The sequence below is a fragment of the Jeotgalibacillus sp. JSM ZJ347 genome, from assembly GCF_044383825.1.
Classification (GTDB): Bacteria; Bacillota; Bacilli; order Bacillales; family Jeotgalibacillaceae; genus Jeotgalibacillus.
On sequence record NZ_JBISEN010000001.1, the window covers coordinates 996,083 to 1,009,018 of the forward strand.

The window sequence follows — 12,936 nt, forward strand, 5'->3', positions numbered from 1 at the left end:
TTTAGCATAGGAGGACATTATCATGAGAGAAGAAAACGTTTCATATACAAAGTCGGATATACTTACAGGATTTGCCGGAACCGGGGTAATTACAGCTATTCTACTCTTTCTTACAAGTATTTAATCCATTACAATAAAATCAGCTAAAAATGGCTTCTGCTCATTCAGCGGAAGTCATTTTTTATATGAGGAATCAGGAGTTGATACAATGAAGGTTTATGATTTAATCGGAATTGGTCTTGGGCCCTATCATCTGGGTATGGCAGCGCTGATCCAGGAATCTGAAGCTTTTGACGCTCTTTTTCTTGAAAAAGAAGCTGAATTTGCCTGGCATCCGGGCATGTTAATAGATGGAACTGACCTACAGGTGGCTTTTCTTGCAGATCTTGTGACATTTGCGAATCCGAAAAGCCGCTTTTCTTACCTGAACTACCTTCATGAGCATGACAGGCTTTATCAATTTTTTTCTTTTAAAGAGTTTAAAATGCCGCGTGAAGAATATAATCACTATGCAAAATGGACAGCTTCTCTTTTAAGCAATTGTTTATACTCTCGCGAAGTAACAGCTGTCTATGATAAACAAAATAATGGACACTATGAAATTAATGTAACATCAGCTAGCGGCGAACAGGAAACTTATTATGCCAAGAATATTAGTCTTGGCACAGGCAGTACCCCGTTTTTACCGGAACCCATAAAAAACATTTCAGGGCTAACCCACTCTGCTGATTATGCACAAATTAAAGAAGACTATAAAACAGCTAATTCAATCGCAGTGATCGGGTCAGGTCAGAGTGCAGCAGAAATATTTCTTGATTTGCTTGAATCGCAGCCGTATCACCATTATCACCTTTCCTGGTACACACGTTCACCAGGCATTCTACAGCTGGAATCATCAAAATTCGGTCAAGAATTTTTCACCCCTGATTTTACAGATACCTTTCATCAGTTGCCGTTAACAAAAAGGGAACATGCATTATCCATGCTTGATTATGTCAGAAATGGTATTGATTCGGATACGCTCAATTCGATTTACCGGTGGATGTATCACCGCTCATCAGGCGGCAGAAAACTTGATGTGACAATTCAGCCTAATGCTGAATTGATTGATGTTAAAGAAAACGGCGGAAGGCTTGAATGTACGTTTGAGCACCGGTTGACCAATCAGTCATTTCAGCGTTCATATCATAACATCATTGCCGCAACCGGTTATCAGCCTAATCTCCCTTCTTTTTTTGAGAAAGCTTTTGAACATGCAAAAAAAGAGAATGAACATTTTGCCGTATCAAGGAATTATCATCTTCTCTTTGATGACGACCGGAAAAACCATGTCTACATGCTGACTTCAATTGAGAAAACACACGGTGCAGAAGCAACAAACATGGGCATGGCTGTAAACAGAAACATCCAAATTATTAATCATATTGCGGATAAACAAGTGTACAGGAACCCCAGAAACCTAACGTTCCAATCTTTTGAATAGGCTTTAAAAACCCTGTGGAGTCAGTGTTCCACAGGGCTTTTAACAACTATAATCAGTTCAATTTGAATGCTTCTAACCACTCATCCAGTTCGCCTGCAGGCAGTGGTTTGCTGATCAGGTAGCCCTGAAAATAATCGCATCCAAGTTTCCTGAGAAGGGTCATCTGATCATAGGATTCAACACCTTCAGCAATGACTGTCAATTCGAGGTTCGCAGCAAGATCAATAATCGTTTTCACTAACGCCTCACTTTTTTTGTTTTTAGTCAGGACCTTCACGAACTCTCTGTCTACTTTAATTTCATTTACAGGATAGTTCTGCAAATATACAAAGGCTGAAAACCCTGTTCCAAAGTCATCAACTGAAAGCCTGATCCCTATTTTATGAAAGAAACGTAATCGCTCGATGACTAACTTGTTTTCCTCCATAGCGACTGATTCTGTAATTTCGAGACATATTTTATCCGGGGATACCTGATGTTGAGCGAGCGTCCTACGAATAGTTTGAGGCAGATTATCATGGATAAACTGCCTGGGAGAAATATTAATTGAAATCATAATCTCTTCCATCCCTGATTGCTGCAGCTGTTTTAATTTTTTAATTGATTCCTCTATGATCCATTCCCCAAGCGGGACGATAAAACCGGTGGATTCGGCTAACGGAATAAAGACGTCAGGTGCGACAAGTCCAATCTCAGGGTGTTCCCATCTGACCAGCGCTTCAACCCCAATCACTTTCCCACTCGATGCCTGTATCTGGGGCTGATAAAATAGCCAGAACTGATTAAGCTCCAACCCTTTTTTTAGATTCATTTCAATTTCAAAGTGATCCCTGCTTGAATCCTGCATTTCATCTACAAAAAAAGTGAGACTGTTTCTCGACGACTTTTCTTTGCCCTTATTAAGTGCAATCTGAGCTTTCTGCAGAAGTTCTTTGGCAGTTTCACCTGACTGGCTGACCCCAAAACTGAATGAGGCAGCCACATCAAAGTTATTTACTTTAAAGGGTGTCGTTAATAAAAATCGTATCTGGTGTATTCTTTCTTCAATGTTTTTCTGGTCAGTGAAAAGAATAAAATGTGCCTGATCAGCTTTCGCCAGAAATTCACTTTCTTTTAACATCCTGCTGAACCTTTCAGCGATTTTCTTTATGATCAGGTCGCCTGAATCATAACCGAGTGCATCGATCATCTGATATAACTGGTCAATCTCAATATAGCAGACAGAGACTTCCTGTGTCTTCCCCAGTCTGCGATCAGCTTCCCTATAAAACATGTTCAGGTTCGGCAATAATGTAAGCTGATCATAATAAGCCAGGTGCTCAAGCTTTTGTTCTAGCTCCTGCTGCTGAATACTGTCAAATAAAAATGCAATTAAATCAGCAAAGCTTCCTGCAAGAGATTCATCAAGCTTTCCCCACTCCACTTGTTTAGACGTCTCACAGCATATTACACCCATCACACCATTTGCCATGACGATTGGTGCATCGATTAGAGAACGGATATTACCCGCTTTTTCAAAATAATGGGGATATAGCTCTTCTACTCTTGTATCGGTCGTAACATCTGATATGGACAGCACCCTTGTACCCTGAAGCAGGCTGAAATAATTCGGAAACTCCTCTTTATGTAAAATCTGACCTTTTGTATGCTCACCATTATAAATATTTAAAGCAAATAATGCAGGCCGCTCCTGATCAAATACCCATACACTGATTCTTTCACATTGAATCATTTCGGACATTGCTTCACAAAGCTGTTCAACCGTGTCCTGTAGCTCAAGAGCAGAAATTCTTTTTGCTTTAGCTAACTGAAACAGCCGCTGCTGCTGTATTCTAAAAAGGGAGTGATTCATATTAGACACCGCTTTACACCTTCTTTAAACTTTATCTGATTGGTTAAACATAAAGACCTATTTTCCACACAGTTCATTGATTCAATATTACCACAAACCTTATATAAGTTTTATATTATTTTTGATTTTCCCTTTTCCACCAGTCGTTTTGATAAAATGATACACGACCAACATAATTCTAAAGAGGAGTAGATAAAAATGAGCGATCAACATGTCTATACGGACTTTAAAGATGAAATGACTTATGCGGATTATTTATCACTGGATCAATTACTGGCAGCACAAAACCGGTTATCCGGTCACCATGATGAAATGCTGTTTATTGTTATTCACCAGGTCAGTGAACTATGGATGAAACTGATTATTCATGAAATACAGGCAGCCTGTCATTCCCTTCAGCACAACCAGTTTGAACCCGCGTTTAAACAGCTTGCACGTGTCTCAAAAATTCAGGAGCAGATTATTAAGGCCTGGGACGTCCTGGCTACAATGACGCCTTCTGAATATATCGAGTTTCGCGATTCTCTTGGCAAAGCTTCCGGTTTTCAATCTTATCAGTATCGCTTGATTGAGTTCTCGCTTGGCTATAAAATTCCACACATTCTGAAAATTTATCAGCAGGATCAGGAAATCTTCAAAGTGCTTGAAAAGGCTTACCAGGAAAAAGGGCTTTATGACATTGCGATCGATAAACTGACAGAGGCCGGTTTTGGAATCCCTGAAGGTATTCTGAACAGAGATTTTTCTAAACCCTACGAGAAAAGTGAAGAGGTCAAAGCAGCATGGAGTGAAGTATATAAAGACAGTCAGACGTACTGGACGCTGTATCAGCTTGCAGAAAAACTGGTGGATCTTGAGGACTGGCACCAGCAGTGGCGATTCAGACATATGAAGACCGTTGAGCGGATAATCGGATTTAAAAAAGGCACGGGTGGTTCTTCCGGAGTCAATTATTTAAAAAGCGTGCTCGATTCTTATTTCTTTCCAGAGCTATGGGATTTAAGAACGGAGCTTTAAATCTTTTCATAAAACGCAAAAAAACCGGGGAGTCCCCGGTTTTATAGCCGCCTTTGCCGTAGTTTAATTAAGAAAGTTTTTAAACCACCACTCCTCAAAGTGGGTGTTCGCAAAAGCGTTCATGCACGTCCTCATACGCTGATGAGGCATGGCAATCCGACTTTTATTTAAAACTCCCGTTAACAGATCAAAGGTTAAAACTTACTTAGAACATACGGACAACGCAGCCTGAATTAGAATCATAGCGCACCTTCAGCTATTTTTCAATCTAAATGCTTCAAACTATGTTATGATACGTATTGACTAAACGTATGGAGATTGATATATGGACGTTTTAACAAAAGACCTGCTCGTGAATTTTCTTTTAATGATTCTTCCTTTATTATTTATACAAATTGTTTATTTTTATTCTTACCGGAACAGGCTGCAGAAAAGTGAAGGTAAATTTGCAGCGATTTTTCCGGCTATTTCAATTCTGCTGTGTCTCTCCTTCCCATTTACAATTAATGAAGGCTTTTTGTGGGATTTGAGAGGAGTTCCAATTGTTCTAGGTACGTTGTATGGCGGTTACCGCATGGGTATTTTCCTGACTGTCGTTACGATGATCAGCAGAGGCCTTCTAGGTGGAGATGGCGTCGTCATATCTACAATTACACTATGTCTGATATGGGTATTTTACCTGCTATTAATGCAGCGGTTTCAGCGATCAAAAATTCCGGGAAAAATCATCATTGCCACCTTCCTTGTTTCTTTCCTGGTCATATGTAACCTGACATTATCTTATTTGATTTTCGATGTCCTTATGCCTCTTGATGTATGGATTACATTCACCATTATTAACGTCATTGGATTAGTGATTGCGCTAATCTTATGGGAGATCATCAGAGCCAACTTTCTGATCTTAAATGATCTCATCAGAGCAGAAAAGCTGACGGTTGTCAGTCACCTCGCAGCCAGCATTTCTCACGAGGTAAGAAATCCCCTGACTGTCAGCAGAGGCTTTATTCAGATGGCGATACAGGACCGCGATCAGACTCAGGGTGAAAAAGAACGATACTACTTAGATATAGCATTAAAGGAAATCGATCAGGCGACTGATATTATTAATGATTACCTTACTTTTGCAAAACCAGCATCTGATCAGCAGGATCAAATCAATATGAAAGTAGAGCTTAATCATTCAGTGAATGTGATTCAGCCTTTGGCAAATATGAATAATGTTGATATTCACCTGAAAGACCAGTTGCCTGAAAGTGCATATCTGATTGCAGATAAAAAGCAGTTCCAGCAAAGTTTGATCAATATTTTTAAAAATGGAATTGAAGCGATGCCGGATGGTGGCGTTCTGACGATTGACGTATCCCAACAGTCCAAAGGATATATACTGACTGTGGCAGACCAGGGACATGGAATGAGCGAAGAAGAAATCAACAGACTCGGTGAACCTTACTTTTCAACTAAAGAAAAAGGTACCGGCCTCGGTTTAATGGTGTCTTACAGTATTATCAGAGCGATCGGTGGCAGTGTAAAAGTATCGAGCGAAAAAAATCATGGAACAACTTTTGAGATTTCTCTTCCAGTGTATAGAAAAGATCAGTAGCCTGAGGCAATGTCCCGGCTACTTATTTTTTGAATGTATCATTTAGTTTTATTATATGTTTTTAATTATATTCTCTAGCGGATAATCTTCAGGGTTGATCATGGACTGTTGATCCAAAGCCATTTTGGCAATTTCCCGCCCGATAAAAGGACCTGAAGTTAAGCCTGATGAACCGAGCCCATTCACAAAGAAAAGCCGGTCAATACCCGGGAAAGGACCTGCAACCGGGAGAAAGCCTGGTGTAAACGGCCTGTACCCTACTCTCGTTTCAAGTAAGGTAGCATGTGCCAGATCTCCTGCTATATCCAACGTTTTATTCAGCACTTCATACATCCCGCCAGCCGTAACTTTATCATCCATTGGTACATCATTTTCATGTGTTGTTCCTGCAACGATCCGTTGATCATCAAATGCAAGTAAATACTGGTCTCCAGGCGGCATGACAACAGGTAATTGTTCTGTTGATCCTTCAACACCTAAATGGACAATTTGTGCTTTCTGATACGACACGTCTACCTCTACGCCCACCGTTTTTAAAACTTCCTTTGCCCATGCGCCTGCAGCAAGTATGATACGATCAGCTGTAAGCTCTTTCCCGTCTACATGGACACTTGTCACCTGACGATCTGTAATTGCTAGGGATGCATCACCAGTTATCAATCTGCCGCCGTTTTTTTTGATCCCGTTAATCAGCGACTGTCTGAGCTTTTTACCATCTACCCTTGCAGCACCTGAGACGTGCAGTCCATAGAAATCTTCAGTAAGAAACGGGAAACTGTTTTTTACGTCTTCAGCATTTAGTGGAGTAAGCTCACCGATTTCAGGCGCATCTTCTTTCTTTTTCAATGCACGTTCAATCATTTTGTCTCTTTTTATCTCATCTTTGTGAAGTACGAGTCCACCTGTTTGTTTGTATCCGGTATCCGTCTCTCCGTCTTCTTTCAGATGATTGATCAGCTCAGGATAATAAGCTGCACCTTCTTTCACAAGAAAATACCACTTTTTATTTCGTCTTTGCGATAGCCACGGGCAAATAATACCAGCAGCGGCACCTGTTGCCTGCCCTTTGTCTTCACGGTCAATCAGAATGACTTCACAATCCTGCTTTGATAAGTAGTAGGCAGCGGTAGCGCCTGCTATGCCACCACCTATGACAATGATTCTTTTCATATTAACACCTCATTTAATCTCTTATTTTAAAACAATAACTGATTGACAACTAATTGTCTAAAAGGTATGATAATACTTGTCTTCATACATATCATGATTCCGTAGCTCAGTTGGGAGAGCGCCACCTTGACAGGGTGGAGGTCGCTGGTTCGAGACCAGTCGGAATCATACGTGAGAACGCTTGTCCTTTAAGGGATTGAGCGTTTTTCTTTTTGTGCTTGGCTCTGTTAAAGGTGGCTGGTGATTTCCGCTCCAGGGGGAACGCCTTCCGCAGGTGCGCCGTTTTATGGCGCCATCCTTGCCTCCTCGTCGCTGCGCGCCTGCGGGGTCTCACCTGTCACGCTTCTCCTGCTGGAGTCGTCCCCCTTCCGCTGCAATCACCAGCTGTGCTAAAACAACGTTGGGCTTTAATATATATCCTTAAATAAATTTTCACTCTTAACCTTCAATACTTCTGCAAACCCTGTGACCTGATTTAATCAAAAAACATCCCGGCTGCGGATCAATATCCGGAACCGGGATGCTTTAGTTATGCTTTAGCCGTTTGCAGGTTGTTTTTATCTCTTCTCTTCCATACAAACTGAAGGACTAGCAGTGCGACAAACAGCCCTGCACCAAGTAAATCTGAGATTCCTTCAGGATAGATCAGCATCAGACCTGCAGTCAATGCAAGAATCCGTTCAACCGGATGAACCGGTCTGTACCAGTATCCAATTACTGCTGCACCGATTGCTGTCATTCCCGCAAGTGCAGTAACGACTGAGAGAGTGATTTCTCCTGCATTCGTATCAATCAATAGCAGCTGAGGAGAAAGTACGAACATATACGGAATGATAAAGGCCCCTATGGCAAGCTTGGCGGCATTGATCCCGGTTCGTATCGGTTCCCCGCCTGATACCCCTGCGGCGGCAAACGCTGCGAGCGCTACCGGTGGTGTTATATCAGCCACGATACCAAAGTAGAATACAAACAGGTGAGCAGCAAGTGGCGGTACATCAAGCAGGATCAGCGCCGGTGCTGCAATTGTTGCAGTAATAACATAGTTTGCAGTTGTTGGTGATCCCATACCAAGAATAATCGCTGCAAACATTGTAAAGAATAAAGTCAGTAGTAAGATACCGCCTGAAAGGTCTACCAGACCATTTGCAAGCTTCAGACCAAGTCCTGTACGTGTTACAACCCCTACAATAATACCCGCACAGGCTGTTGCTACAGCAACAGATAAGGCTGTTCTTGCCCCATCTGCCAATCCATCGAAAAACTTTCTAATATTAATTCGTGTATCTTTACGAATTAAGCTCACAAGAATAGTAATGACGATTGAGTACAGTGCTGCCCTGATAATTGAATTACCATCAAGCAGTAAGAAGATAACCGCAAAAATTGGTGTTAATAAGTAAATCTTTTTAAGTACTTCTGACTTTTTAGGAATTTCTGAGTCAGGTAATCCTGTTAGACCAATTCTTTTCGCTTCAAAGTGTGTAATAATCCAGATTCCCGCAAAATAGAGTAAGGCAGGAATTGTAGCGGCTTTGGCAATTTCCCAATACGTGACACCGCCGATGAATTCAACCATCAGGAAAGCTGCTGCACCCATGATTGGCGGCATCAGCTGTCCACCGGTAGAAGCGGCTGCTTCTACACCGCCGGCGAATTCTTTTCTGTAGCCAAGGCGTTTCATCATCGGAATTGTAAATGAACCCGACGTTACAACGTTCGCAACAGAACTACCGCTGATCGTTCCCTGCATCGCACTTGAGAAAATCGCCACTTTTGCAGGTCCACCGATTGCTTTACCGGCAAACGCAACGGCCAGATCATTAAAGTACTGACCAATACCTGTTTTCACAAGGAAAGCCCCGAATAACAGGAATAAGAATATAAATGTAGCTGATACATATAATGGTGTTCCGAATATACCTTCTGATGAAATAAACATTGTATTAACCAGCGCTTCAAGGTCAAGCCCTCTGTGACGCAGGAAGCCAGGCATTTGAGGCCCGAAATATGCATAAGCCATAAAGGTTACTGCAATAATCATAATCGGAAGACCAACTGCACGTCTTGTTGCTTCAAGTACTAACAAAATCGCAATCAAGCCCGTCCAGAAATCCATCGGTGAAATTGAACCGATTGTATTTACAATCCGGTCTTCATTCAATGGGTAATAAGCACCTACCCAAATCGATAACAGTGCCAGTATGCTGTCATACCATGTGAGCTTGTTGTGCCCAACCTTCTTTTTTGTAACCGGAAAAAGAAGAAATACTAATGTAAGTGCAAAACCTAAGTGAATAGATAATAGCGTCTGCCTTGGAATAGACTGTGTAACGGCAGCGTAGATCTGGAAAACAGAGAATGCGATCAGTCCGATGAAGACGACCCAGTTCAGGATCCCTTCATATTGCTTTGTTCTAGCATCGGGATCATATTTTGCCAGCAGATCCTTCTGTTCTTTTTCGCCAAACTGGTCTTCATCCTTGTGCTCCAGTTCAGCTTTATTCTTATCCTCAGTCATCCATCCCAACTCCTCTCAAAAGCTCTGATAAAGTTAATTGTTTAATAGAGATTGTAATAAATGTTCCAGGTTCAATATAGTCATGCAGGGCATAATCCTTGTCACGATAGTGAAATACATGACTGACTACAACCTGACTTGTATGCAGATTAATGGATGGAAACACACGATTCATATTTTCTATCCTGTACTTCCCATCTTTTTCAACAAACTCTTCGCCTTCATACATGGCATTTGATGGCATACCAATTGCCAGATCTTCATATTCAAGTGCCACTTGCCTGACGTCGTTTTCCTGTGTGATTTCGTAATAATCAATCACTTCTGATTGATGAATTGAATGCGTATAGCTTAATTGAAAATTTAAATCGTCTGATACGGGGATATAGCTGATCAGTTCTTCTGATTGCTGATGGTGAAATGTGATCGCTTGTCTGAATGGCAGAAATACAGCAGCAAAAAATACTCCTGTAATTACGATAATCACAATAGGAATCATTTTTTTCTTCTGCATTTCATTTACAACTCCATAAGAATGGGCAAACAGGCCCTTTAAGGACCTGTTTGCCGCATCAAGTTTCATTTTAGTTCTGGATTACTGCTCGTCAAAGTAACGCTGAGCACCAGGATGTACATCGATTCCAATTCCATCTAGTGCAGTATCAACAGTAATAAATTCACCTTTAGGGTGTGTGATTGAGTCAGTGTTTTCAAAGATTGCAGCTGTAATGTCGTAAACAACATCCTCTGACAGTTCAGAAGATACAGCAAGCATTGCCTGAACAGCTACAGTCGGAACGGCTTCTTCAAGACCATAAGTACCTGAAGCAACTTCGTCCACAGCATAGAATGGGTATTCATCCATCAGTGCCTGAGCCATGTCAGCTTCAATTGGAACAATGACAACATCAACCTGAGCAGCAAGTCCTTCTACAGCTCCAGTTGGTGTACCACCAGTGATAAATGCAGCATCAATTGATCCATCCTGGATTCCAGTTGTTGAATCATCGAATGAAAGATTCTGAACGTCCATGTCGTCAAATGTCATACCGTGAACTTCAAGAATCTGTTCAGCATTCAGGCGTGTACCTGAACCTGACTCACCTACTGATACAGTCATACCAGCAAGGTCTTCAACTGATTCAATACCAGAATCAGCGCTTGTTACGATTTGAATTGTTTCAGGGTAAAGTGTTGCAAGCCCCTGGATTGTTTCGATTGGTGCATCAAACATCTGTGAACCTTCAACAGCGTAAGAAGCGATATCAGTCTGAACGAATGCGATTTCAACTTCTTCGTTGTCGATCATCGCCATGTTTTCAGCGGAAGCGTTTGAAGTATTAGCAGTTGTCGTAATACCTGTTTCATCTTCAATCAGCTGTGCGAATGTTCCACCAAGCGGATAGTATGTACCGCCAGTACCGCCTGTAGCGATATTAATAAATTCAGGCTGGTCTGAACCGCCTTCACCATCACCGCTGCCACTTTCTTCTCCGCCGCAGGCAGCAAGGATCATTGATACTGCAAGAAGCAATATCATGCTTAAACTAAACTTTTTGTTTTTCAAAGTAGTTTCCCCTCCTTATAAAATTGCATAACTACGTATACCATTTTATCACGCAATATTACATTTGTGTCAAACTTAAATCAATTCGCATATGTTTCTTTTCATCACAAATATTGATATAACAATAATGAAAACGCTATCTATATTATCATGAAAATGACACTTCATGTAAAGATTATTACGATTTCATAGGAGGGTTTGTATAAAATTTGAATACAATTATTCGTCTTCAATAATTCGTCTTTCATTTTCCGGCAAGTTCTCTTCAATATCTCTCAGCCTGTGCGCAAGTCTTGATGAAGCATTAGCCGCAATCGCTGCAACCATGTCATCCAGAAAAGTATGAACGCCTCCACCTCTTTTCGTATCCAGCTTTTCAATAATACCGATCTTGTTTTTATCCAGGTGACCAAATGTCGTAACAGCTATACTGCCATAACCAAGAGATGCACCAAGCGCAATCGTTTCATCAACGCCGAACAGCCCTTCATCCGTTTCAACCAGCGTCTGCAGCGGCTCTGACAGCTTTTTCTCCTCAGCCAGACGGTCAAGCTCCACTGCGACAAGAATTGCATGCTGCATTTCTCTTTTTAACAGCACTTTTTCAACACTTTCAACACATTCATCAAGCTTCAGTTTTTCATTATAAGGACCTTGCATTTCGTATACGATCTCTGCAATATCATCAATTGTGACACCGCGCTCAAGCAACACGTTATAAGCCGCCTGAGTCACATCATGTGAATGTACTCGTTCATTTTTCATATTTAAAGTCTCCTTTTATTCAAGATGGCACTACCATTCAATCTATTCATTTAACCCGAACCCATATTTGTAAATGGATGACGTGAAAAAATTGAATGTAAGAACTCTATAGACTGATATGATACAATCTATTTGTAAACGCTTCAAACTTTTTTTGTGACAGGGAGGATTTTTTGATGCCTAAGACAGGGACAGTAAAAGAACACCGGATATACAGTGAGGCGCTGCAGGAAGAGATGGATCTGCTTGTTTACCTTCCTCATAACTATTCGCCTTTATATAAATACACGGTGCTGATCGCACAGGATGGAAAGGATTATTTTCAACTTGGCAGAATGCCGAGACTGCTGGATCAGCTGAATGAAGATGAAAAAATTGAGAACCTGATTTTTGTCGGAGTACCATATAAAAATGTTAAAGACCGCTATGACAAATATCACCCGGGTGGTGGCCAGCATGATGCTTATGTCAGGTTTATCGCGAGGGAACTGGTACCATTTATTGATGAAGAGTACCCGACTTATCATATCGGAATCGGACGGGCTTTAATTGGTGATTCTCTGGCAGGAACGGTTTCCTTTCAGACTGCATTAAAATACCCGAACACATTTGGACGGGTGATTATGCAGTCTCCACTCGTTAATGATGATGTGATCGGGCAGGCAAAACAGTTCAAAGATACACAATTGATTAACTTTTACCATATTATTGGAACTGGAGAAACATCAGTAAAAACAACAAGCGGATCTGAAGCAAACTTTCTTGAGCCGAACAGAGAGCTGCATAAGGTCATGGAAGATAAGAATTTCAGCGTTTTCTATGATGAGTTTGATGGTGACCATTCATGGAAATACTGGCAGCCGGACTTAACGCGTGTGATGGAGAAAATGTTTAGAAAAACTTCTTATTAATTCAGACAATAATTCCATCGTTGTCTGATATAATTATATGAGAAAGTGACTAT

General features: G+C 41.2%; 10 protein-coding genes and 1 tRNA gene. 5 read left to right on the forward strand and 6 right to left on the reverse strand.

The window, feature by feature from the left end; genetic code table 11:
• The first annotated feature begins 208 nt into the window (after positions 1-208).
• Positions 209-1,483, forward strand: a complete 1,275-nt coding sequence (locus tag ACH6CZ_RS05075; RefSeq protein ID WP_374096323.1) for a lysine N(6)-hydroxylase/L-ornithine N(5)-oxygenase family protein — start codon at positions 209-211, stop codon at positions 1,481-1,483.
• A gap of 52 nt (positions 1,484-1,535) precedes the next feature.
• Here ACH6CZ_RS05075 and ACH6CZ_RS05080 read toward each other — a convergent pair whose 3' ends face one another.
• Positions 1,536-3,335: a sensor domain-containing phosphodiesterase gene (locus ACH6CZ_RS05080; protein ID WP_374096516.1), complete on the reverse strand. Its 1,800-nt coding sequence runs from the start codon at positions 3,333-3,335 to the stop codon at positions 1,536-1,538.
• Positions 3,336-3,533: 198 nt separating this feature from the next.
• Here ACH6CZ_RS05080 and kynA point away from each other — a divergent pair, with 198 nt between their 5' ends.
• Positions 3,534-4,352 carry a tryptophan 2,3-dioxygenase gene (gene kynA, locus ACH6CZ_RS05085; RefSeq protein ID WP_374096324.1) on the forward strand — a complete coding sequence of 273 codons (819 nt, stop codon included), beginning with the start codon at positions 3,534-3,536 and terminating at the stop codon, positions 4,350-4,352.
• 325 nt (positions 4,353-4,677) lie between these two features.
• The gene (locus tag ACH6CZ_RS05095) at positions 4,678-5,952 is read left to right on the forward strand and encodes an ATP-binding protein (RefSeq protein ID WP_374096325.1); all 1,275 of its coding nucleotides are present in this window, start codon (positions 4,678-4,680) and stop codon (positions 5,950-5,952) included.
• Between the two features lie 51 nt (positions 5,953-6,003).
• Here the strand turns inward: ACH6CZ_RS05095 and ACH6CZ_RS05100 are convergent, their stop codons facing one another.
• On the reverse strand, positions 6,004-7,122 hold the full coding sequence (locus ACH6CZ_RS05100) for an NAD(P)/FAD-dependent oxidoreductase (protein WP_374096326.1): 1,119 nt from the start codon (positions 7,120-7,122) through the stop codon (positions 6,004-6,006).
• A 95-nt stretch (positions 7,123-7,217) separates the two neighbouring features.
• Between ACH6CZ_RS05100 and ACH6CZ_RS05105 the strand changes: the two genes are divergently transcribed.
• Positions 7,218-7,290: transfer RNA gene (locus ACH6CZ_RS05105), tRNA-Val, on the forward strand.
• Between the two features lie 361 nt (positions 7,291-7,651).
• On the opposite strand, the gene ACH6CZ_RS05110 is transcribed toward ACH6CZ_RS05105, so the two are convergent.
• The 4 genes from ACH6CZ_RS05110 to ACH6CZ_RS05125 form a co-directional block, all read right to left on the reverse strand.
• The gene (locus ACH6CZ_RS05110; RefSeq protein ID WP_374096327.1) at positions 7,652-9,640 is read right to left on the reverse strand and encodes a TRAP transporter permease; all 1,989 of its coding nucleotides are present in this window, start codon (positions 9,638-9,640) and stop codon (positions 7,652-7,654) included.
• Positions 9,633-10,154: a DUF1850 domain-containing protein gene (locus ACH6CZ_RS05115; RefSeq protein ID WP_374096328.1), complete on the reverse strand. Its 522-nt coding sequence runs from the start codon at positions 10,152-10,154 to the stop codon at positions 9,633-9,635. The genes ACH6CZ_RS05110 and ACH6CZ_RS05115 overlap by 8 nt, the downstream gene beginning before the upstream one ends.
• A gap of 81 nt (positions 10,155-10,235) precedes the next feature.
• Positions 10,236-11,207, reverse strand: a complete 972-nt coding sequence (locus ACH6CZ_RS05120) for a TAXI family TRAP transporter solute-binding subunit (protein WP_374096329.1) — start codon at positions 11,205-11,207, stop codon at positions 10,236-10,238.
• A 219-nt stretch (positions 11,208-11,426) separates the two neighbouring features.
• Complete coding sequence (locus ACH6CZ_RS05125) at positions 11,427-11,972, reverse strand: phosphatidylglycerophosphatase A family protein (RefSeq protein ID WP_374096330.1); 546 nt, start codon at positions 11,970-11,972, stop codon at positions 11,427-11,429.
• A 176-nt stretch (positions 11,973-12,148) separates the two neighbouring features.
• Between ACH6CZ_RS05125 and ACH6CZ_RS05130 the strand changes: the two genes are divergently transcribed.
• A complete protein-coding gene (locus ACH6CZ_RS05130) occupies positions 12,149-12,883 on the forward strand; it encodes an alpha/beta hydrolase (protein WP_374096331.1) in 735 nt (244 codons plus the stop codon).
• Positions 12,884-12,936: the final 53 nt, after the last annotated feature.

Bases quoted from the DNA above. Each gene is read 5' to 3' on its own strand.
- ACH6CZ_RS05110 (WP_374096327.1), bottom strand. From the start codon at position 9,640: ATGACTGAGGATAAGAATAAAGCTGAACTGGAGCACAAGGATGAAGAC.
- ACH6CZ_RS05075 (WP_374096323.1), top strand. From the start codon at position 209: ATGAAGGTTTATGATTTAATCGGAATTGGTCTTGGGCCCTATCATCTG.
- ACH6CZ_RS05125 (WP_374096330.1), bottom strand. From the start codon at position 11,972: ATGAAAAATGAACGAGTACATTCACATGATGTGACTCAGGCGGCTTAT.
- ACH6CZ_RS05095 (WP_374096325.1), top strand. From the start codon at position 4,678: ATGGACGTTTTAACAAAAGACCTGCTCGTGAATTTTCTTTTAATGATT.
- ACH6CZ_RS05115 (WP_374096328.1), bottom strand. From the start codon at position 10,154: ATGCAGAAGAAAAAAATGATTCCTATTGTGATTATCGTAATTACAGGA.
- kynA (WP_374096324.1), top strand. From the start codon at position 3,534: ATGAGCGATCAACATGTCTATACGGACTTTAAAGATGAAATGACTTAT.
- ACH6CZ_RS05100 (WP_374096326.1), bottom strand. From the start codon at position 7,122: ATGAAAAGAATCATTGTCATAGGTGGTGGCATAGCAGGCGCTACCGCT.
- ACH6CZ_RS05080 (WP_374096516.1), bottom strand. From the start codon at position 3,335: ATGAATCACTCCCTTTTTAGAATACAGCAGCAGCGGCTGTTTCAGTTA.
- ACH6CZ_RS05130 (WP_374096331.1), top strand. From the start codon at position 12,149: ATGCCTAAGACAGGGACAGTAAAAGAACACCGGATATACAGTGAGGCG.